Raw genomic sequence first — 20,898 nt, 5'->3', positions numbered from 1 at the left:
TGTTGCTGTTGTTGTCGCTGACGCGCGCCGTCTCCGGCGCACGAGGCCCTGCCCGCTTTTCCGAGGCCCGCCCGCCGACACCAGCAACCACAGGATTCCGGATTCCCAGCGATGAACCTCTCTGCTTTCGCCGACCTGCTCGCGTCCCGCGGGCTGCGCCTGCTGCCCGGCTCGCACGCCGTCCCGGTCGAACTGCTCGTTCAGTTGCCTGACGCAACGATCGCCCAGTTCACCGCCCGCGGCACCACCCTGCGGATGCGCAACTACTCCGCGGACGCGCTCACCACGATCACCATCGCCGCCGAGTGCGGCTGCGGCGACCACCACCCGCAGACCGGCCCGGCCCGCGTCGCGCTGAGTACGTTCGCCTCTCCCCTGGCCGAGCGCACCATCGACGGCGAACTCCTCTTCGGCTGGACCCAGCACGAAGCCGGCCACCTCCGCCTCGCCGACGCCGCCCCCCACTTCTTCGACCTCCTCACCGCCCTCCCCGCGGCAGCACCCCGCACCCTCGTCGGCGTCGCCTGACCCTGGCTCCCCCAGGACAAAACTGTTTGAGGAACTCGGGGCGAGCGGCGAGTATTGCTCGTTATGCCCGAACCGGATGCGCCCGCGTCCGGGCGGCCGCTTCCTGACTCACCAGGACCCCGCGTTCCTGCTGCCACTAGCGGCCCTCAACGGCGTCTTTCAGGCGCTGACCACTCCGACGATGCGCGGTATCGTCCCGCAGTTGGCGACCGGACGCGGCATCCAGGTGGCCAACTCGCTGCTGGCCTCCACCAGGAACCTCGCCCGAATGATCGGGCCTGCCGCCGCCGGCCTGCTGACCGTCTCCGTTGGCGGTGGCTGGGCTCTCGCCGCGGATGGGGTGTCCTTCCTCCTGGCAGCCGTCTGCTTCGGCCGGATCTCGCTCCCCGATCGGCCGGATCGCGCCGCAGGCGGCTCGACCATGCTCGACGAACTGCGGGAGGGCTGGAGCTACTTCAGCTCCAAGCCGTGGATCTGGTCGGTGACCCTGGCCTTCGCTGTTCTGAACGCCGTCTACCTGGGGATCTGGCAGATCCTCGGCCCGGTGATCGCCGTCGACACGATCGGTGCTCAAGGCTGGGGGTTCGTACTGAGCGCCCGCGCGGCCGGCGCGCTACTCGCCACCGTGGTGATGGTGAAGCTGACCGTACGACGACCGATGGTGCGGGCCCTGTCCTTGATGACGCTGGCCGCCGTCCCGCTGATCCTCCTCGGTACCGGCGCGAATGCCTTCTGGCTGGCCGCAGCGGCCTTCGCCGCCGGGGTGGCCGCTGAGTTCTTCACCGTCGTGTGGTCCACGGTCTGTCACCTCCATATCCCCGAACGACTCCTCTCCCGAGTCGGCGCCTACGACGAGTTCGGGTCGTTCGCGTCGATTCCCCTCGGCCAACTGGCAGCCCCGCTCCTGGCGGCGGCCTTTGGCACCGCAGCTGTGACCATCACCGGAGGGGCAGTGTTGGCGGTAGCCATGCTGCTACCCCTACTCCTGCCCTCACTGCGGCGAATCGAGATGAACACCGACCCGGTCAGCGGGCAGGGGCGGTGGACGCGCCGGGCTGGAGGGGGCAGGAGATGAGTTGGGGCTCGGCGGTCAGGCCGTGGTCCAGGTAGTCGACCAGGATCTTGACGCCGAGGCGGCCGAGTTGCTCGCCGGGTGAGCGCATGATCGTGAGGGCCGGTTCGGACATGGTGGCGATCTCGGCCGAGGTGGTCAGGGCGAGCACGGAGACGTCGGCCGGTACGCGGAGTCCGGCTCTCTGAACGCCCAGCATGACCCCGAGGATCGCCTGTTCATTGCGGACCATGATCGCGGTGATCTCGGGATGATCGGTGAGCAGTTGCTGGGTGGCTTCGGCTCCCGCGGCAGCCGTTTGATCGCAGCCGACTGTCAGCGAGGTCAGACCGCGCTCCTTCAGCTGACGATCGAGGGCCGCGGCCGTGCGCACCTGGGGTCCGTACCCGAGGAAGCTCGAGTCCGCGTGCTGCTCCTCGATCAGGCCGAGATGCCGGTGACCGAGTCCTTCAAGATGATCGAGTGCGCCCGCGACCGTGGCGTCGAAGTCGATGTCGGTATGCAGCAGGCCGGTCGGATCCGCGGTCCGGCCGATCAACGCGAACACAGTACCGGATGCCTGGAGCGCGGCGACCCTTGGATCGTCGAGCAGGACCTCCATCAACAGGACGCCGTCGACCAGGCCAGCCGACACGAGGTCGGTGAGTTCGTCGGCAGTGTTGCTCACCGGCCAGAGCGTCAGGTGGTAGTCGCAGTCGTTGGCACTCGTCGCCGCTCCCGTCAGGAACTCGAGCGACGTGGTCCCCAACCGCCGCTGCAACGCCGGGAACGCCAAGGCCAGATTCTGCGTACGACGGCTCGCCAGCGCCCGGGCGGCCCGGTTCCGCTGGAAATTGAGCTCGGCCATCGCCGCCTCGATCCGGGCCCGGGTCGCAGGCGTGACGGCCTTGGTGCCGTTCACCACGTAGGACACGGTGGCGATCGACACCCCCGCCCGATCGGCGACCTGCTGCATCGTCGTCATGCTCACCTCGTCCGGCTCGTTCCCGTGCAGGGATAAATGCTATGCGCCCGGGCCTTGACCTCCGGACAGGTTAAGCGCTTAGCTTACCAGCCATGAACACCACGTCCGGGCTCCCGTCCCTGGGTTTCTCCTCCTCGCTGAGCGATCTCGAGGACGGTTTCTCGTGGGCGAAGGAGATCGCGCTGGCCACGGTCCGTACCGGGAGCTCACCCGAAGCGATCCCGAGCTACCACGCCGGACTGCTCGACCGGCCGATGTTCTACTCACGTGACGTCGCGCATCAGGCCCTCGGAGCCCACCTGCTCGGTCTCGACGAGGAGAACTTCGTGATGCTGCGCCACTTCGGCGCCTCCGCGACCGAGGCTCGCAAGTACTACCCGCTCTGGGCGTTCACCTTCGACGGGGAACCGGCGGCGATCGACTACCGATCGGACACCGACTTCGTCCGGGAGACCCCGGCGCCCTTCGAGATCGCCCAGTTGGCGCTGGAGCTGTACCGCTGGACGCACGACAAGCGCTACCTGACCGACCCCGCCCTGACCGAGTACTACGAGCACATCGTCAACGACTTCGTCAGGTTGCATGACATCCAGGGACTCGGCCTGGCCGGCGAACTCGAGACGGTCGACATCTTCGCCGGATCACCGACGTACAACGAGCATGCGGGCCTGCCGGATCTCCAGATCGCAGCCGATGGCGTCGCCTCGCAATGGGCCGCCATGAACACGGTCAGCGAAGTACTGGGTGATTGCGCGCTCGCTAAGCAGGCGAGGTCCGAAGCCGATCGTGTCCTGGCTGCGTTCGAGAGTTCCTGGTGGGACGACGAAGGTGGGCGCTACCTCGTCGGTCTCTCGAGCGGTGGCCAGCTCAAGGGCTTCGCGTCCGAGGCTTCTTGGTTCCCGATGGTCAAGCGGATGCCGCTCGACGACCGCCGCGTCCACCGCCATCTGGCCCAGCTCGCGGAGTGGCTGCGCGAGAACCCACCGCATTTCCTGGAATCCACCAGCTACCTGCCCGAGGCATTCTTCGCCTACGGGTTCGACGACGAAGCGCTGTACTGGCTGCGCCGGGTGATCGACTCCCGGTGGACCTACCCGGAGATCCCCTTCACGATCATCTCCAACCTCGCGACCGGTCTCACCGGACTCGAGGTCGCGGCCGACGGCTCGATCTCGACCCGTTCCAAGCTGCCGGATGGCGAGTGGGTGGAGGTCCGCGACGTACCGATCGCGAACGCCCTCCTGACGATCCGCCACGAGGGCCGGCACCACACCGAACTGACGCTGGCCGGAACCGCTTCACCGCTCCGCTGCGAGGCCCACTTCGCCGGCACCCCTCCCCAGGTCACAGAGCTCGCGCCAGGCAGCACCGTCCGCCTGAGCGCCGACCGATCGATTCGAAGGTGATCACCATGAAGAAGAGCAGGCTCATCGCCGCCCTTGCGGCCGCCGGCCTCACCCTGGCGCTCGGCGGTTGCTCCGGCGACTCGGACAGCGGTTCCGGTGGCAGCGTGACGATCAAGTTCGCCCACTGGGGCAACAATGAGGAAGCCAAAACGATCGCGTCGATGATCGCGGCGTTCCAGCAGGCCAATCCCACCATCAAGGTGCAGGACAACTGGATCCAGGCCGATTACCAGCAGAAACTCACCACCTCCGTCGCCGGCGGCCAGGCGCCCGACGTCGCCCAGACCTCGAACGCGTTCCTCGCCGACTTCCAGTCCGCGTTCCAGCCGGTCCAGGTCGACCCGTCCGCCTACTACGCCCCGAACATCCCGAACGCGCTGAAGGTCGGCGACCAGTACTACGGCGTGCCGTTCGTGATCAAGCCGAAGGTGATGGCGATCAATCTCGGTCTGTTCAAGAAGGGCGGCGTACCGGCCCCGTCCCTGACCCAGCCGATGACCGTGGACCAGTTCGTCGCGACGGCGAAGAAGCTCACCTCGGGCACCGGGAAGGCCAAGGTCTACGGATCGGCGCCCCTGTGGTTCAACGGCTGGCTGGTCGCGGAGGGAGGCGACTTCTTCTCCGCCGACGGGCAGGCGTGCACCCTCGACACTCCGGCGGCACTGGCCACGGCGAACCTGATGATCGAGGCACAGGCATCCGATGGATTCGCCCCGACGCTGTTGGCCGCGCAGGGGCAGGACATGTTCTATTGGCTGAGCGTCGATCGCCTGGCCATGCAGCCCGACTTCGGTCCCTGGGACATCGCCAAGCTCGCCGGGCTCAAGAGCGGCGACTTCCAGATCCTCCCGGTGCCCGGGAACGGCTCGCAGCTCGAGGTGAACGGAATCGCGATCTCCAAGTCGGCCAAGGACAGCAAGCTCAGTGCCGCGCAGAAGTTCGCCGCGTTCATGAGTACCGACGACCGCGCGCAGAGCCTGCTGACCACAACGAAGTCGTCGCTCGGGGTACCCGTCACCAGTACGGGGCTGAAAAGTTTCGAAGCGGCGGCGCCGGATCTCAACCTGAAGGCCTTCGTCACCGCCGCCGGTCAGTCCAAGTTGGGCGCCTCGGTGAAGAAGTACGGCCAGATCACCGGCAACATCGGCGAGGCCCTCAGCTCCAAGACCGCGATCGGCTCGGGCAAGCAGGACCCGGCGACGGTGCTGTCCGATCTGCAGAAGCGGTGCCCAGCGGGACTGACGACCGGCTGATGCAGCCGATCGCCACCTTCGGCCTGATCGTCGCGAGCGCCTACGCGGTCTTGTTCGGAGTGATGAAGCTCGCCACGGCGCGGCGCTGGATCGACCGGTCGACCGCCGCGTTCTGGATCTTCATCTCGCCCTGGGTCTTCGGGTTCCTGCTCTTCACGGCCGGGCCGATGGTGTACTCGCTGGTGCTGTCGTTCTTCGACTGGAACCTGCTCGACCCGGCCAGCTTCGTGGGGCTGGACAACTATCAGAAGGCCGCCGCCGACCCGCTGCTGGGCCAGGCCATCAAGGTCACCCTGCTCTACGCGGTCCTCAGTGTGCCGTTGTCGACCGCGCTCTCCCTGGCGGTGGCCCTGCTGATGAACACGAAGGTTCGCGGTATCCACTTCTTCCGGACCGTCTGGTACCTGCCGAGCCTGGTGACCGGCGTGGCGCAGACGATCCTGTTCCTGTGGGTGTTCAACCCCACCTACGGCCTGCTCAACGGTGTGCTGGACGTCTTCGGCGTGCACGGGCCCGCGTGGTTCAACTCGACGTTCTGGTCGTTGCCGGCGGTCGTGCTGATGAGTCTGTGGACCGTCGGCGGCAACATGATCATCTATCTCGCCGGTCTGCAGGACGTCCCGGTCGAGCTGTACGAAGCCGCCGAGATCGACGGGTCCGGCCGGTGGCAGCGCTTCTGGAACATCACCCTGCCGCAGATCAGCCCGGTCATCTTCTTCAACGTGGTCACCGGACTGATCGGTGCCATGCAGGTCTTCACCCAGGGATACATCGTCACGCAGGCCGGTGGCGGTCCGGACAACTCGCTGCTCTTCCTGGTGCTCTACCTCTACAAGAACGCGTTCGAGTTCTTCCAGATGGGCTACGCCTCCGCGCTGGCCTGGATCCTGCTGGTGATGATCCTGATCCTGACCGCTCTGGTGTTCCGTGGCAGCGCCTTCTGGGTGTTCTACGAAGCCGGTCGTCCGACGAAGGAGAACCGTGTCCGGACCCCGTGAACTGTCCCGGCCGGGAAAGGCCTTCGCGTTCCTGAGCCTGCTGGTCGGCTCGTTCGTGTTCGCTTATCCATTCCTGTGGATGGTCGCCACCTCGCTGCGCACCAACCAGGGCGTCGCCCGGGCAGGCATCAACCTGTGGCCGATCCAGTGGCGATTCGCCAACTACACCGAGGGACTGGCCTCGTTCCCCTTCTGGCGGTACCTCGGCAACTCGGTCCTGTCGACCGTCATCCCGGTCGTCGGTACCGTGCTGATCTCGTCCCTGGCGGGCTTCGCCTTCGCCCGGATCCCGGCGCGAGGAGCCGGCGTCACCTTCGCCGTCGTCCTGGCCACGATGCTGCTGCCTGGCGAGGTGACGATCGTGCCGCAGTTCATCCTGTTCCGGACCCTCAACATGATGGACACGCTCTATCCGATCATCCTGCCGGCGCTGTTCGGCTCGCCGTTCTTCATCTTCCTCTTCCGGCAGTTCTATCTCCGCCTGCCGACGGCACTGACCGATGCCGCACGGATCGACGGCGCCGGCTGGTTCCGTACCTGGTGGTCGATCTACCTGCCGCTGTCCCAGCCGATCGTCGTGGCCGCCGCGGTCCTGCAGTTCATGAGCTCCTGGAACAACTTCCTCACCCCCGCGATCTACCTCACCACCGACACCTGGAAGACCCTGCCCCTGGCACTGGCCGGCTTCTCGTCCGTCAACTCGACCGACACCACTCTGCTGATGGCCACCACGATCGTGGTGATCGCTCCCTGCATCGCCATCTTCTTCCTGGCCCAACGTCACATCGTCGGCGGAATCTCCTTCAGCGGCATCCGCTGAACGAACTACTCCACTGGGCCGGGTCGGTGGGCTCTTGAATAAGTAACACGCATGGTTTAACTTACACGCACGTTACCGCTGTGTGTGCGGCAGATCACGCTGGTCTGCCCCTCCTGGCGGTCCTCATGCTGCTCCTGGCCGCCACCTGGAGGTACCCCGATGACCGCACGCCGCCTGCTTGCCGGGCTGATATCCGCACTCCTGCTGACCGGAATCCTGGCCGCGCCGCCCGCTCAGGCGGCGACCATGTACCCCAGTGGTGTCGGCGCCGACCTCGGCCCGACCCCGACCACCCTCGGCGTGAAGCCAGCCGCCGGTGAGGATCCCGCCGGCTTGCAGACGGGGACCGAGCAGGGCCGCAACTACTGGCGAACCAACCAGGCGGCGAACACGAGCTTCTTCTCGTTCGACGTCGACCACGACTACGTGAACGAACTGAACACCGACGACGTCGTCGTCAGCGTCGCCTACCTCGACAGCGGCACCGGCACGCTCCAGCTCGAGTACGACGCCGCGGCCGATCCGCAGGCGAAAGCGGATGACGTGCAGCTGAAGAACACCGGTCTCTGGCAGACCGGAACATTCACCCTGAACGACATCGAGTTCGCCGACCGCCTCGGTGGAGCGGATCTCCGGCTGTCCGGCAGCGCCGACATCACCGTCGCGAGCCTGCGGATCAGCACCTTCGGTGCATCCGTCCAGCTCGGTGAGGCGCCGGTCCAGTCCGGGATCACCCCGCGCGCGGGTGACCGCCCGGAGGGCCTCATCACCGGGGTCCAGGACGGACGGCCGTACTGGCAGACCGACCACACGGCCCCGGCGCCGGGTGCGAACTTCTTCTACATGAACGTGTCCGACACCTACCTGTACGACAACAGGAACCTGGTCCTCGTCAGCATCGACTACTTCGACGAGGGCAACGGCCAGTTCGGACTGCACTACGACTCCCCCGGCCAGACCATCCCGGAGATGTTCAAGAACTCCGAGGTCATCCAGTACGGCGACACCAAGACCTGGAAGACCTACACGTTCGCCCTGAACGACGCGGTGATGACGAACCGCTCGAACGGCTCGGACTTCCGGATCAACACCGGCAACAACTCGATCGAGCTCAAGGTCGCCGCGGTGCGGGTGGCCAAGGTGGCCACCACGCTCGACGTGACCGAAGGCCTGCTCGACCTGATCGACGAGGCCGCCCGGGTCCAGAAGGCGGCTCGCGAGGGCACGCGTGACGGTCAGTACCCGGCCGGCAGCCGGGCGACCCTGCTGACTGCGATCAACGATGCCCGCGCGGTCGCAGCCACCCCGGGCGTCACCGACGTCCAGGTCAAGGCGGCCCTTCAGACCTTGCAGACCAAGCTCGACGCGTTCAGGGCATCCGCCGTCGACACCAACTTCGCTCCCACCGGTACTGCGGCCGCCAGCGGCGGGACCGGAGCCGCCAACGTCAACGACAACAACCACGGGACTCTCTGGACCAGCGGCGAAGGTGATTCCTGGCTGCAGGTCGACCTGAAGAAGCCGCGGGCCGTGAACGATGTCCGGGTGGAGTGGGCGCAGTCGTACTCCCCCGACTACACCGTGCAGGTCTCGAACAACGGCACCACCTTCACCACGGTCGGCCGGACCGGTGCGCCCGGCGCCAACCAGTTCAGCAAGACGCGGTTCGCGACTACGGAGGCCAGGTATATCCGGGTCGCGATGACCGGGTCGCCCAGCTTCACCGTCAAGGAGCTGCAGCTCCGCGAATCCCCCGTGGTCGTCCCGAAGCCGACGCTGGTGCACACCGTCAACCCGACCGAGGACGGCGTGGTCGCCGACTTCGACGCCACCCGGTACGGCGCCGACCGCAGTGGCTGGAAGGACTCGACCAAGGCCATTCAGAACGCGCTCTACGCGTGCCAGGACGCAGGCGGCGGAACCGTCTGGCTCCCGGCCGGCAAGTACCTCGTCAAGGACACGCTCGAGGTCTACGCCTTCTGCACCCTCCGTGGCGACCGCCGCGATCCCGACAAGGGCAAGGGCGACTACGGCACCCTCGTGATCGCGGATCTCGCCTCCGGAGACGACGGGCCGTCGTTGTTCCGCATCGGTGGCTCGGCCGCCGTGATGGGCGTGACCACCTACTACCCGCGGCAGAGCGCGACCCAGCCGGTGCCGTACAACTGGACCTTCGAGCTTCCCGGCCGGGCCTGGATCGGCAACGAGAACTACATGATGTCGACCGTCTCGGACGTCACCATGTTGAACTCGTACCGCGGCATCGGGATCAGCACCTTCGCCAGCGACAAGGGCGAGGCGCCGAGCGCCGGTCAGGTGCACGAGTCGAGCACCGTCCGGAACATCCGCGGCACCGCTCTCCTGGAGGGCGCCCGGGCCTACAACGGCGCTGACGTCGGCACCTGGGAGAACATTGCCTTCAGCAACTCGTACTGGGCGTCCGCTCCGAGCGCCTACAAGCCGCCGGCCCGCGCCGCCCTCGACACCTGGACCCGGGCCAACGGCACCGGCCTGGTACTCGGCGACCTGGAGTGGGACCAGTTCCACAAGATCACGCTCTCCGACTACAAGGTCGGCGTTCACGTGGTGGCCGGGCAGCGCGCCCAGTTCACCGGCAGCTTCCTGCAGCCCGACATCCGGCGGACCGACATCGGTGTGCAGGTCGACGTGATCGACGACCGGTGGGGTATGACGCTGGCCGGCGGACATGTCGACGGCAGCATCGCCGCGGTTCAGAACAACGCCCGCGGCTACGTGAAGATCACCGGCACAGAAACCCAGGGAGCGCTCTCCGGGATCGTGCACCAGCTGTCCGGTGCCTCCCCGACATACACCCAGAAGCCGCTGCCTGCGCCTGCCAGGAAAGCCCTGTACGTCGTGGCTGCCCCGCATGGCGTCGGGTATCTCCCCGCGGCTGACGCGACCAGCGCAGTACAGAAGGTGCTGGATCGGGCTGGCCGGGACGGCGGCGGCATCGTCTATCTGTCTGCCGGGTTCTACCGCATCAACAGCCACCTGAAAGTCCCGGCGAGGGTCGAGCTGCGCGGCTCGTCCGCGGGACCGAACCGCGACCAGTCGGGAGCGAGTGCCGGCACCGTGTTGCACGCCTTCGAAGGACGAGCCACCACCGCGCCCGACACCGCGACGGCACTCGTCACGCTCGACGGCACCAAGGCAGGCCTGAGAGGACTGCGGGTCTTCTACCCGGAGAACAACCCCGGTTCGGCCGACGGCGTAGTCCCCTACCCGTACGCCGTCCGCGGCAAGGGCTCGCAGACGTACGTCATCAACGCGGGCTTCCCGAACGCGTGGAACGGCGTCGACTTCACCACCTATCGCAACGACGGCTTCGTCGCCCGCAAGATCGCCGGTGCCTTCTTCGACCACGCGATCGCGGTCGGCCGCAGTACCGGTGGGAGGATCGAAGGCGTGCTGTCCAACGGCAACGCGGTCACCCGGGTCGGCTACCAGCAGCCGTACTGGATGAACGAGGGCAACATCTTCGAGTTGGTGATCGACAAGTACATGCGCAAGACGGCCAAGATCGTCACCGTCGACGGAGCCACCGGGCTGACGTTGTTCAACGTCTTCGCGTACGGCTTCCACGACGGGCTGGTCGTCAACAGCGGCCAGGTCGACGCCTTCAACCTCGGCACCGACAACCTCGGCGAAGGCGGCTACACGGTCAAGGTCGTCGAGGGTGACGTCGAGGCGACCAACCTGGCCCGCTACAACGGTGCCACCAGCAACGGACCGGTCACCCTGCACAACGTGATGGCGATCAACATGGTCCAGCGCAGCATTTCGGCGGTCGCGAGCCCGGCCACCGGCGGCACGGTCAAGCTCACCGGCAACGAGTCCGAACCAGGAAAATACGAACCCGGCGCGCAGGTCACCGTGACGGCGACGGCAGGATCGGATAGCGTTTTCCAGAACTGGACCGTCAACGGGGCGATCGTGTCGGCCGACCCGGCCTACACCTTCACCGTCGCGACGGACCAGGTACTGACGGCCAACTTCCTACCCAAGTAACAGCTACGAGAGGGCGAGATGTCTGACTCGACGGACAAGCACCAGGTGGCGATCGTGGGCTGCGGCGTGATCGGCCGGACCCACGCGGACACCATCGCGGCCCGGCCCGACGCGACCGTCACCGCACTGGTGGACGGCGACGCCGGAGCCCGCGAGGCGCTGGCTGCCCGGCTGAAGGAGGCCGGCCAGCCGGAGCCGCAGGTGTACGACGACCTGGCCGCGGCTCTGTCGGGCTCGGACATCTCGCTCGTCGCGATCTGCACCCCGAGCGGCACGCACGCGGCCCTCGCGGAGCAGGCGCTGAACGCGAAGTTGCACGTGGTGATCGAGAAGCCGCTCGACGTCGACCTGATCCGGGCCCGCCGCCTCGGCGCGGCGGCCACCCGGGCGGCCGGCCACGGCGTCGTCTCCTCGGTGATCAGCCAGCACCGGTTCGACCCGGGCAGCGCGCTGGTCGCCCAGTCGATCCGCGACGGCCGCTTCGGCCAACTCACCTCCGCGGTCGCCACCGTCGCCTGGTGGCGCAGCGACGAGTACTACGCGTCCGCCGGCTGGCGTGGCACCTGGGCCCAGGACGGCGGTGGTGCGCTGATGAACCAGGGCGTCCACACCGTCGACCTGCTGCTTTGGTTCATGGGCCGTCCGGTCAGCATCCAGGCCCAGGCGTTGCGTGCGGCCCACCACGAGATCGAGGTCGAGGACACCGTGGTGGCCATCATCACCTTCGAGTCCGGGGCGGTCGCCACGCTCCACGCGACCACCGCTGCCTTCCCCGGCGGCCGGACCCGGGTCTCGGTGCACGGCACGGAAGGCGGTGCCGAGGTCGAGGACGATCTGCTCCGCCGTTTCAACGCTGACGGCTCCACGGACGATGCCCCCGTTGACGCGGAGGTGCCGGGCGGCCACGTCGCGCAGTACGAGGACATCTTCGATGCCATCGACAACGGTGCGCAGCCCGGGATCACGGTGCACGACGCGATCGACGCGCTGGCGACGGTCCGAGCGGTCTACATCGCGTCGACACTGCAGCGACCGGTCAAGTTCATCGACGTCCTCGAAGGCCGCTACGACGACGTAGACGTAAGCCGCGGAATCCGCCTGCCCCCGGCCTAGGGTCAGGCGGGGGGCTCGCCCGGGCCCCGGGTGTTGAGGATGCGCTGGTAGAGGTTGTGGTCGCGCCACGCACCGTCGATGTGGAGGTAGTCGGGCGCGACGCCGTACTGGACGAACCCGTTCTTGCCGAGCACACGCTGGGAGCGGGCGTTGTCGGTCGCAGTACTCGCGGCAATCCTGTGCAGCCACAGTTCGGTGTCGGCGAGATCGCAGATGGCGGCGACAGCGGCGGAGGCGAGTCCCCGCCCGACCTGGGTGACGTCGACCCAGTAGCCGAGGTCGCCGCTCCACCAGGGCCCGGGCACGATGTTCGACACGGTCGCGGTGCCGATCACCTGGCCGTCCTCGACCAGTGCCCAGGGCACGGTGTTATCCCGGTCGAGTGACTGCTGGATCCGCTTCGCCTGGAAGCCGGGGTCGTACCACTCCTGTGGCCGGCGTGGCTCCCACGGGAGGAGTTGTTCGCGGCTTCGCAGCTGGGCCGCGCAGAACGACTCGGCGTCCTCGGGCCTGATCGGCCGCAACTCCACACCGTCAAGCAGTTGTTTTGTCAGGTTCACTTGGGCAGCCTACGAGCCTGGCTCGATCCTCCGACCCGGGGTGTGAACGCGTCGTGGAAAATCGTCGACGCCGCGCCGACGGCCGCCGCGTCCGCCTGCAGCATCGACTCCTCCACCAGAACCGTGCGGGTGCCTTTCGCAATCGGATGCGAATTCACTGCCCGGTCGATTTCGGAAAGGAAGGCTCCGGCGCTTTCTTTTTCAAAAGCCGGGCCACCGAGAACGATCAGGTCGATATCCAGCAGATCGACCAGCCCGACCGCGCCTTGGGCAATCACTCGGGCCACTTGGGAAAGGGCCTTTTGGGCCGCCTCGTCACCCCTGGCGACGGCTTTGCAGACGGCTTTGTAGCGTTTCGCCTCATCGGTCGCGTTCGGGTCCGTTTCGACATAGCCGAATCCCGCGGCAATGACCGGGAGCGACGCGGTGGGATTGCACTCGGGCATCATCCGGGGTCCGGTCTCCGGGTCCCACTCCCCCATCCGCAGGGCACACAGTTGGCCGAACTCCCCCGCGTTGGCGGTGAGGCCGCGATAGATCGAGCCGTTCAGGATCAGGCCGCTGCCCATCCCGCTGCCGACGTAGAGGTAGGCGAAGTCGCGGGCCCGGGCCGACCGGCCGATCCAGCGCTCCCCGATCGCGGCCGCGGTGCCGTCCTTCTCCACCAGGATCGGGTGGTTGAGCTTCTGCTGCAGCAGTTGGCGGATCTCCAGACCACGCCAGGCCGGCTGCAACGGAAGGTCGAGCAGGGTGCCGTCGGCGTTGATCGGGCCCGGTACTGCGACCCCCACGCCGAGCATCGACTTCGGGTCCACCTGGCTGATGCTCAGCGCCGCGGAGACCGTGGCTGCCGCGAGATCGACGAGCCTGACAGCGTCCAGATCGGCGGCCAGATCGACGGTCTCACGCCGGACGATCGTGCCGTCCAGGTCGACCACGGCGACCGTCAGGAGTTCAGGGTCGATGTGGATGCCGACGGCATGGGCCGCGTTCGATCGCAGCCGCACCGGCGTCCGCGGTTTCCCCAGCCGCTCGGCGCGTTCCTGCGCCTCCTCGACCAGCAGGCCCTGTTGCAGCAGGACGCGGAGGATCCGGGACACCGACTGCTGGGTCAGCCCGGTCCGCCGGGAGATCTCGGTCCGGCTGATGATGCCGGCTAGCCGGATCGTCTCGATGATCACGGCTTCGTTGAAGGAGCCCAGGTCGTATTGGTTCGCACCCGAACGCGTCGGCTCGTCCAGCACCGCCGCGTCGCTGTCTGGCGTGACCATCGCCCACCTCCCTGTCCACTTTCTTTCCCCGCTTGACAAAACCTGGTCGACTCCCCGATCCCGGCTAGCCGAGATCGTACCCCGCGGCCCGCGCGATCCCGGTCAGGTATTCCAGGTTCGCCGCGGTCCTTTCCTCCAATGCCACCGCGTCGCTGAAATCCTCGACCGCGACCCAGCCGTCGTATCCGACCGTCGCAAGTGCCTGGAACAATTCCGGCAGATGAGCCCTGCCTTCGCGCAGCGGCACCCATTTCGGCTCCCACCGCAACGTGCCGTCGTTTTCCACGCCGGCGAGATGGAATGCGCAGTTCTTCACGTGCACGTGGGCCAGGTACTCGCCGAGCAGGTCGAGGCCGTGCACCGGCTCCTCCCAACCCTCGATCACCGTGTTGCCGATGTCGTGGATGACCCCGACGTACCGAGGGTCGAGCCCCTCGAGCATCCGCCGGGCCGCCGACGCACTGGGCGTCAGGGTCTCGTGGTGCATCTCGATCAGAGCCCGTACGCCGTGGTGGCGGGCGCGCTCCTCCACCCACTGCCAGTGCTCACGACAGGCGGCGAACGCCTCGCGATAGGTCTGACCCTCTTCGACCTTCAGACCCGCGATGCGGACCCGCCCGGCGCCGAGCGCGGCGGTCGCGGCCAGCATCCGGTCGGCGTCCTCCCGCCGGGTCGGCGGCACGTAGCCACCGATCGAGGAGAACTCCAGACCGGCCCCGATGGTGATCTCCTTGATCTCCGCCAGGTCGTCCTCGAGCCCGGTCAGCGGCCAGGTCGCGCGGTTGCCTGCCCAGAATCCCGTGGTCCCGTCGGGCGGCGACTGGTCGGTGATTCGCCACTCGATCCCGTGCCAGCCCTGCCCGGCCAGGATCTTCGCGGCCTCGCGCGGAGACCAGTCGGGCGTGGATGCGGTGAACACAGAGAACTTCACGGGGCCTCCAGAGCACCATCGGGACGCCGTACGCCGGCGGCCCACTCGTCGTGACCGGACAGTTGTGCGGGATAGCGGGCAGCCGCCTCCAGGTCGAGGTCGATCCCCCAGCCCGGCGCCTCGTTCGGCGTCAGCCAGCCGTCGACGATCCGCAGCGTGCCCGGGAACACCTCGTGGACGGCGTCCTTGTAGATGTGGCCCTCTTGGATGCCGAAGGCAACGGAGCTGACGTCGAGCGCCACGTTCGCGGCTGCACCGATCGGCGAGGTGTCACCCGGGCCATGCCACGCAGTACGGACGCCACAGAGCTCGGCCAGATCCGCGACCTTGCGGGCAGCAGTGAGGCCGCCGATGTCGGAGATGTGCGACCGGATGAAGTCGACCCCACCGTCGCGGACCAGCCGGACGGCGTCGCCCATGGACGTGGTCAGCTCACCGACGGCCAGCGGAACCGGCGAGGCCGCGCGGACCTCGGGCAGCCGGTCCCAAAGCTCGGGCGCCAGCACGTCCTCCAGGAAGAACAGCCGGTAGGGCTCGAGGGACCGGGCCAGCAGGACCGCTTCCTTCGGGGTCAGCCGCGAGTGAACGTCGTGGAGCAACTCGATGTTGTCCGGCAGCGACTGCCTTGCCGCGGCGAACAGCTCAGGCGTAGTACGGAGGTAGTCGCGGGCGGACCAGCCGTTCCGGTACGGCGCGTCGGGGTACAGCGTGGCCAGCCGGGGTGCGCCGTACCCGCCTCCGCCGGGAGTGGAGACCTGCAGCCGGATGTGGCGCCAGCCCTGGGCGACGAACTCCTTCGCCTGGTCCAGGGTCTGCTCGATGTTGATACCGCCGGCATGGATATAGGTGTCGGCGGCCGCACGCACCTTGCCGCCGAGCAGCTCGTAGACAGGCATCCCGGCACGCTTGCCGGCGATGTCCCACAGAGCTTGGTCGATCCCGGAGATCGCGTTGTTCGTCACCGGGCCGCCGCGCCAGTAGCCGGAGAACCCGGCCAGCCGGACGAGGTCGCCGATGTCCCCGGGATAGCGGCCGATGAGCAACCTGGCGAGGTGCTCGTCGACGAACGTCTGCACTGCCTTCCAGCGCTGCGTGAAGGTCGCACACCCGAGCCCGTACAGCCCCGGCTCGGTGGTGTCGATCCTCACCACCACCAGCGGAATACCCTCCGGCGCGGTCACGATCGCCCGCACGGCTCGGATCCGGATGTCGTCGCGGACCGGCCAGGGCTGGGCGAAGGTGGCGGGCGTCTCTTGCATCAAATCTCCAGTTGATGAGTCGGTAGGTCGAGCTCGTACCGCGCCTCGAAACCGAGCACGGTCCGCACGGCGGTCAGGTCGATCGGCACCTGCCGCCCCGGAAAGCGTCGCAGCCGCGGCACGTCCGGCGCGAAGGCGTCCAGCAGAGATTCTGTCTCGTACGGCGCGTTGGTGGTGCCGGCGGCAACGAAGAACTTGTGGGCCCCGGACAACGGTGCCGTCAGCCCCAGCTCGATCGCGTACGCCGCATCTCTGGTGTCCAGATAACTCCACGCCTCGCGCACCCCGCGGACCGGGTCCGCGCGCATCCCTTCGGCCTGCCGGGTCAGGATCTCGGCCGAGTTCACATGTGGGAACCGGAACGACACCACGTCGATCCCCCACCGCCGCCAGGCCATTCTCGCGGTGTTCTCGTCGTTCTGCTTCGACAGCGAGTACCAATCGGCCACGTCGGTCGGGATGTTCTCGTCCAGCGGGAAGTACGCCGGCAATACGTTGTCCGGGTTGAACGGCACGCCGTACGCGTTGATGCTGCTGGCGACCACCGCCCGATCGATGCCGAGCGCACCGGCCTGGGCGAGCACGTTGAACGTCGACACGACGTTGGTGGTGTAGACGTCGTACGGCGTACCGGACGTGGGGTGTGCCAGGGCCGCGAGGTGCACGACCAGGTCGACCCCCTCCAGCGCGGCCGCCACGTCCTGCTCCGACCGCGTGTCGCCGACGATGATCCGGTCCGCCTTCAGCGACGGGTCCTCGACGATCGTCAGCGCGGTCACCAGGGCGCCGAGCTCGGTGAGCTGCCGGGTGGCGACCGACCCGATCCGGCCCGCCGCCCCCGTCACCAGCACCCGGCGCCCCTCCAGAGATCCACTCACTCCTTGATACCTCCGGACATCCCGACTCCCCTAAGGAACTGCTTCTGAAAGATCAAGAACAGCACCACAGGGACCAGGACCGCCAGGAACATCGCACTCATCTGCAACGAGATCTCAGTGGTGTCCGCCACGCGGGGTAGCGCCACGGAGATCGGCTGCATCTTCGGATCCGGCAGCACCAGCAGCGGCCAGAGGTAGTCCTTCCAGGAACCGATCACCGTCAGCAGCGAGACCACGCCGAGAATCGGCTTCGACATCGGCAGGATCAGTGCCGTGAACAACCTCAGGTTGCTCGCGCCGTCGATCCGCGCCGCCTCGATCAGCTCCCGCGGGATCGAGTCGAAGTAGCGTTTCATCACCAGGATGTTGAACGCTCCCGCGGCCTGCGGCAGCCAGACCGCCCAGAACGTGTTCTGCAGGTTCCACCCGAACACCGGCATCTTGAGGATGGTCAGGTACAGCGGGACCAGCGAGATCACGCCAGGCAGGAACAGCGTGGCCAGCACCAGACCGGTGATGACCGGACCCCACTTCGGGCGGAGCACGCTCAGCACGAACGCGCCCGTCGTACAGACGAACAGGGTGGTGACCAGCGAGCCGATCGCGATGATGGCCGTGTTGCCCAGGTACGAACCGATCTGGACCTGGTTCCACGCGTTCGGGATGTTCTCCCACTGGATGCCGCTCGGCCACAGCGAGAGCGGCCCCTGCAGGATGTCCTGGCTGGTGGACACCCCGGACTTGAACAACCAGAGCAACGGCCCGACGCCGGCGACGACCACGCCGATGAAGAGCAGCACCTGGATCGTGGGCAGCCCGTAGCGAACCAGCGGCCGCTGACGGTCCGCGGTCGAGATGATGCCGCGTTCTTCGGCCTCGACCGTACGGCGCTTGCGCTGCCCGGCCGGGGTCACCTCTTCACCGGTGCCGGCGACTTGTTCGGTGATCGGGAGACTCGTCATGTCGTGCTCCAACGCCGGGTGAGGAAGTGGTACACGACCGAGAGCACGCAGAGCACGAGCGCGAGCAGCACGCTCAAGGCCGTCGCGGCCCCGAAGTCGCCGTTGATGAACGCGTACCGGTAGATCAGCAGCAGGATCGTGGTGGTCGCGTTGTCCGGACCGCCACCGGTGAACAGGAACGGCTCGGTGAACACCTGGAAGGTGCCGATCAGCTGCAGCAGCAGCATGATCAGGATGATGCCGCGGATCTGCGGGATGGTGACATGCCAGACCCGTCGCCAGATCCCGGCCCCGTCCAGCTCCGCTGCTTCGTAGAGATCCGTCCGTACGCCGGTGAGCGCGGCCAGGTAGATGATCGCGGTCGCCCCGGCACCGGCCCAGGTCGCCTCGAGCACGATCGCCGGCATCGCCAGGTTCGACGAGTTCAGCCAGGCGAACGGACCGAGCCCGAACCAGCCCAGGACGGTGTTGAACAGGCCCGAGCTACCCGGGTCGTAGAAGAACTTCCAGAGCAGGATCGCGACCACCGGCGGAACTACCGCCGGCAGGTACGACAGCACGTTGTAGATCCAACCGGTCTTACGCAGTTCGCTGATGAACACCGCCAGGAACAGCGGCACCGGAAAGCCGAAGATCAGCGCGAGCAAAGCGAAGTACAGGGTGTTGATGGTCGCCTGCGGGAGCTGCGGGTCGGTCAGCACGTAGCTGAAGTTCGACCACCCGACCCATTCCGGGGCGGCCACCAGGTTGTTCTTCTGGAAACTGAGCACCAGCCCGCGCACGATCGGGCCCCAGGAGAAGTACAGGAACGTCAGCACCAGGGGCAGCGCGAAGATGATGCTGCTCAGTCCGCCGGAGCGGAACCAGGTGGTTACACCCCGGCGGGACTGATCAGCGGGTCGACTGAGGAGGGCCATGGTGGGTTACCGGGCCAGGCGGGCGTCGATCTTCGAAGCGGCGTCGGACAGTAACTTGTCGATGTCGGCGTCCTTCTTGGTCAGTACCTGCTGGACCACCGGGTCGAGCAGCGCGTAGACCTCCTGCGCCTTGTTCGACGGCTCCGGCCGCAGCTTGAGCGTCTTGGTCGAGTCGACGTAGCCCTTGAACTGCTCGACCGGCACGTTGGCGTACGGCTTCTGCCACTCGTTGTACTGGTCGTAGGTCTCCTGGCTCAGCGGCGTCACGCCCGGCCGCCCGACGAAGCCCTTGTCCGCGACCGAGTCCTTGGCGCGCTGGACGGCCACCTGCTCGTTCGTGTACTTGTCGAACTCGTAGTACTTGATCCACTTGAGCGCGGCGACGATCTCGTTCGGGGTCGACTTCGGGTTGATCATCTTGATCGAGCCACCGGTCAGCGTGCCGAACGGGCCACCGTCCTGCGGCAGGGCGCCCTCACCGAAGTCGGCGGGCTTCATGCCGAAGTTCTTCACCGCCATGTCGTAGGCGTCCGGCGCCTGCATGATCATGCCGATCTTGCCGGCGGCGAAGTCCTGACGCGCCTCCTCCTGGTTGTAGAGGAAGTTCGTGCCCATGGTGTTGTCGGTCCAGCGCATGTCCTTCAGCAACTGCAGCGCCTTCTTGGTCGGCGCGTCGTTGAAGGTGCTCTTCTTGCCGTCGTCGCTCTGGACCGTGCCACCCATGCTGTAGGTCATGGTGGTGAGCATCCAGCCGCCGGTGTTGTCCTTGGTCAGCTGGGCGTAGCCCGCCTTACCGGTCTTCTCGGTGATCTGCTTCGCGTACTGACGGACCTCGTCCCAGTTCGTCGGCGGCTTGTCGGGGTCCAGACCGGCCTGCGTGAACAGCGCGCGGTTGTAGGCCAGGCCGACAGAGAAGGCCTCGAACGGTACGCCGTAGATCCGGCCCTGGTCGTCCTGGACCAGCTTCAGGGTCTCCGGGTTCAGGACCTTGGTCAGGTCGACCGTCTTCAGCTCGTCGGTGATGTCCGGGAGCTGCTTGTTCGGGATCATGTTCAGCGGCTCGGTGAAGCTGATGCTCATCACGGTCGGCAGTGAGCCGCCCGCCACCTGCGCCTGGAAGGTCTGCGCGTCCCAAGCGGTCTCGGTCGTCTTGACCGTGATGTTGGGGTGCGCGTCGGTGAATTCCTTCACGTTCTTCGCGAAGGTGGCGACGTCGGCCGGCTTGTCCGGCTTCGGCTTGTTGCCGACCGTGATCGTCACCGGAGCGTTCTCGTCGATCGCGCCGGCGTCGTTCGCCGCCGGCGTAGTGCTGTCCGCGCAGGATGCCGCCATCAGCAGCGCGGCCGCCGAAGTCAGGGCCGCGACACACCTTGCCGTTCTCGTCATCGGTACTCCTCAGGTATCCGCCGATCACCCTGCCACCGGGCGGTCAGGGTGTGGTCTGGGCCACAGAGGGCCCGATTTCGAGTAAGTTAAACCATGCGTGTTACTTTATCAATGGCCAGTTAGGTCACGGTTCGAAACACAGCCGAAACCTGACCGTCGCTCACAACAAAACCGGCCCGGCGTGCATCTACGGGGTAGAAGAGGGTCGCCGGCCCGCGTGAGTGGAGGTACTTCGAGCATGGCTGCGGTGGACAACGTCGATGTGGGCGGGTTCTGGGAGAACGGCTGGACGATCGTGCGTGGGGTGTATTCGCGTGACGACATCAAGCGGTTGCGGGAGTCGGCGCATTGGTCGCGGAAGAATTTTGGTGGGGATCTGTTGGCGAACCCGCGGTTGCGGGAGGTGTTGACGGATGGGAACTTCGTGAAGATCGCCCGGCAGATCCTGGGTGAGGACAAGATCGTGTACTCCGGTGACAGTGCGTTCACGGTGAACGGGGTGCAGCGGGGGTTCCACAAGGACAACGCGGATCGGGTGGATCCGAACG

At 66.9% G+C, this 20,898-nt stretch carries 18 protein-coding genes; 9 read left to right on the top strand and 9 right to left on the bottom strand.

The genetic code is table 11. The annotated features are described in order from the left end of the window. Positions 1–111 precede the first annotated feature (111 nt). Both VFG33_RS06370 and VFG33_RS06365 read left to right on the top strand, forming a co-directional pair. Positions 112–528, top strand: coding sequence for a hypothetical protein (locus tag VFG33_RS06370; protein WP_325023395.1), 417 nt, complete (start codon positions 112–114; stop codon positions 526–528). Positions 529–604: 76 nt separating this feature from the next. Next, complete coding sequence (locus VFG33_RS06365; protein WP_325023393.1) at positions 605–1,603, top strand: MFS transporter; 999 nt, start codon at positions 605–607, stop codon at positions 1,601–1,603. Here VFG33_RS06365 and VFG33_RS06360 read toward each other — a convergent pair. After that, positions 1,554–2,564: a LacI family DNA-binding transcriptional regulator gene (locus VFG33_RS06360; protein WP_325023391.1), complete on the bottom strand. Its 1,011-nt coding sequence runs from the start codon at positions 2,562–2,564 to the stop codon at positions 1,554–1,556. The genes VFG33_RS06365 and VFG33_RS06360 overlap by 50 nt on opposite strands. 92 nt (positions 2,565–2,656) lie before the next feature. Here VFG33_RS06360 and VFG33_RS06355 point away from each other — a divergent pair, with 92 nt between their 5' ends. The 6 genes from VFG33_RS06355 to VFG33_RS06330 all read left to right on the top strand — a co-directional run bounded on the left by VFG33_RS06355 (position 2,657) and on the right by VFG33_RS06330 (position 12,186). Next, positions 2,657–3,970, top strand: coding sequence for a glucosidase family protein (locus tag VFG33_RS06355; RefSeq protein WP_325023389.1), 1,314 nt, complete (start codon positions 2,657–2,659; stop codon positions 3,968–3,970). Positions 3,971–3,975: 5 nt separating this feature from the next. Then, the gene (locus VFG33_RS06350) at positions 3,976–5,223 is read left to right on the top strand and encodes a type 2 periplasmic-binding domain-containing protein (protein ID WP_325023387.1); all 1,248 of its coding nucleotides are present in this window, start codon (positions 3,976–3,978) and stop codon (positions 5,221–5,223) included. Beyond that, positions 5,196–6,221: a carbohydrate ABC transporter permease gene (locus VFG33_RS06345; RefSeq protein WP_325023385.1), complete on the top strand. Its 1,026-nt coding sequence runs from the start codon at positions 5,196–5,198 to the stop codon at positions 6,219–6,221. The genes VFG33_RS06350 and VFG33_RS06345 overlap by 28 nt, the downstream gene beginning before the upstream one ends. Further along, the gene (locus tag VFG33_RS06340) at positions 6,205–7,041 is read left to right on the top strand and encodes a carbohydrate ABC transporter permease (RefSeq protein ID WP_325023383.1); all 837 of its coding nucleotides are present in this window, start codon (positions 6,205–6,207) and stop codon (positions 7,039–7,041) included. Before VFG33_RS06345 ends, VFG33_RS06340 begins: the two co-directional genes overlap by 17 nt. A gap of 159 nt (positions 7,042–7,200) precedes the next feature. Further along, entirely contained in the window at positions 7,201–11,073 is a 3,873-nt protein-coding gene (locus tag VFG33_RS06335) for a discoidin domain-containing protein (RefSeq protein ID WP_325023381.1), read from the top strand. Positions 11,074–11,091: 18 nt separating this feature from the next. Further along, on the top strand, positions 11,092–12,186 hold the full coding sequence (locus tag VFG33_RS06330; protein WP_325023379.1) for a Gfo/Idh/MocA family protein: 1,095 nt from the start codon (positions 11,092–11,094) through the stop codon (positions 12,184–12,186). A gap of 2 nt (positions 12,187–12,188) precedes the next feature. On the opposite strand, the gene VFG33_RS06325 is transcribed toward VFG33_RS06330, so the two are convergent. The 8 genes from VFG33_RS06325 to VFG33_RS06290 all read right to left on the bottom strand — a co-directional run bounded on the left by VFG33_RS06325 (position 12,189) and on the right by VFG33_RS06290 (position 20,350). Then, positions 12,189–12,746, bottom strand: a complete 558-nt coding sequence (locus VFG33_RS06325; RefSeq protein ID WP_325023377.1) for a GNAT family N-acetyltransferase — start codon at positions 12,744–12,746, stop codon at positions 12,189–12,191. Beyond that, positions 12,743–14,017: an ROK family transcriptional regulator gene (locus tag VFG33_RS06320; RefSeq protein WP_325023375.1), complete on the bottom strand. Its 1,275-nt coding sequence runs from the start codon at positions 14,015–14,017 to the stop codon at positions 12,743–12,745. Before VFG33_RS06320 ends, VFG33_RS06325 begins: the two co-directional genes overlap by 4 nt. A gap of 64 nt (positions 14,018–14,081) precedes the next feature. Continuing rightward, on the bottom strand, positions 14,082–14,948 hold the full coding sequence (locus tag VFG33_RS06315; RefSeq protein ID WP_325023373.1) for a sugar phosphate isomerase/epimerase family protein: 867 nt from the start codon (positions 14,946–14,948) through the stop codon (positions 14,082–14,084). Further along, positions 14,945–16,207, bottom strand: coding sequence for an enolase C-terminal domain-like protein (locus VFG33_RS06310; protein WP_325023371.1), 1,263 nt, complete (start codon positions 16,205–16,207; stop codon positions 14,945–14,947). The genes VFG33_RS06315 and VFG33_RS06310 overlap by 4 nt, the downstream gene beginning before the upstream one ends. Beyond that, positions 16,207–17,085: an NAD-dependent epimerase/dehydratase family protein gene (locus VFG33_RS06305; protein WP_325023369.1), complete on the bottom strand. Its 879-nt coding sequence runs from the start codon at positions 17,083–17,085 to the stop codon at positions 16,207–16,209. The genes VFG33_RS06310 and VFG33_RS06305 overlap by 1 nt, the downstream gene beginning before the upstream one ends. Then, positions 17,082–18,047: a carbohydrate ABC transporter permease gene (locus VFG33_RS06300; protein WP_325023367.1), complete on the bottom strand. Its 966-nt coding sequence runs from the start codon at positions 18,045–18,047 to the stop codon at positions 17,082–17,084. Before VFG33_RS06300 ends, VFG33_RS06305 begins: the two co-directional genes overlap by 4 nt. Continuing rightward, complete coding sequence (locus VFG33_RS06295) at positions 18,044–18,964, bottom strand: carbohydrate ABC transporter permease (protein ID WP_325023365.1); 921 nt, start codon at positions 18,962–18,964, stop codon at positions 18,044–18,046. Before VFG33_RS06295 ends, VFG33_RS06300 begins: the two co-directional genes overlap by 4 nt. Positions 18,965–18,970: 6 nt before the next feature. Then, positions 18,971–20,350, bottom strand: coding sequence for an ABC transporter substrate-binding protein (locus VFG33_RS06290; protein WP_325023363.1), 1,380 nt, complete (start codon positions 20,348–20,350; stop codon positions 18,971–18,973). A 238-nt stretch (positions 20,351–20,588) separates the two neighbouring features. Between VFG33_RS06290 and VFG33_RS06285 the strand changes: the two genes are divergently transcribed. Further along, a partial coding sequence (locus tag VFG33_RS06285; protein ID WP_325023361.1) for a phytanoyl-CoA dioxygenase family protein occupies positions 20,589–20,898 on the top strand: 310 nt, incomplete at its 3' end.

It is taken from the genome of Kribbella sp., assembly GCF_035687465.1.
Taxonomy (GTDB): Bacteria; Actinomycetota; Actinomycetes; order Propionibacteriales; family Kribbellaceae; genus Kribbella.
Note: the sequence above shows the minus strand (reverse complement) of the source record. Positions and strands in the feature narration are given on the sequence as shown.

Excerpts from the sequence above, each read along its gene's own strand:
- VFG33_RS06370 (WP_325023395.1), top strand. The coding sequence starts at position 112 with ATGAACCTCTCTGCTTTCGCCGACCTGCTCGCGTCCCGCGGGCTGCGC.
- VFG33_RS06365 (WP_325023393.1), top strand. The coding sequence starts at position 605 with ATGCGCCCGCGTCCGGGCGGCCGCTTCCTGACTCACCAGGACCCCGCG.
- VFG33_RS06360 (WP_325023391.1), bottom strand. The coding sequence starts at position 2,564 with ATGACGACGATGCAGCAGGTCGCCGATCGGGCGGGGGTGTCGATCGCC.
- VFG33_RS06355 (WP_325023389.1), top strand. The coding sequence starts at position 2,657 with ATGAACACCACGTCCGGGCTCCCGTCCCTGGGTTTCTCCTCCTCGCTG.
- VFG33_RS06350 (WP_325023387.1), top strand. The coding sequence starts at position 3,976 with ATGAAGAAGAGCAGGCTCATCGCCGCCCTTGCGGCCGCCGGCCTCACC.
- VFG33_RS06335 (WP_325023381.1), top strand. The coding sequence starts at position 7,201 with ATGACCGCACGCCGCCTGCTTGCCGGGCTGATATCCGCACTCCTGCTG.
- VFG33_RS06330 (WP_325023379.1), top strand. The coding sequence starts at position 11,092 with ATGTCTGACTCGACGGACAAGCACCAGGTGGCGATCGTGGGCTGCGGC.
- VFG33_RS06320 (WP_325023375.1), bottom strand. The coding sequence starts at position 14,017 with ATGGTCACGCCAGACAGCGACGCGGCGGTGCTGGACGAGCCGACGCGT.
- VFG33_RS06310 (WP_325023371.1), bottom strand. The coding sequence starts at position 16,207 with ATGCAAGAGACGCCCGCCACCTTCGCCCAGCCCTGGCCGGTCCGCGAC.
- VFG33_RS06300 (WP_325023367.1), bottom strand. The coding sequence starts at position 18,047 with ATGACGAGTCTCCCGATCACCGAACAAGTCGCCGGCACCGGTGAAGAG.
- VFG33_RS06295 (WP_325023365.1), bottom strand. The coding sequence starts at position 18,964 with ATGGCCCTCCTCAGTCGACCCGCTGATCAGTCCCGCCGGGGTGTAACC.
- VFG33_RS06290 (WP_325023363.1), bottom strand. The coding sequence starts at position 20,350 with ATGACGAGAACGGCAAGGTGTGTCGCGGCCCTGACTTCGGCGGCCGCG.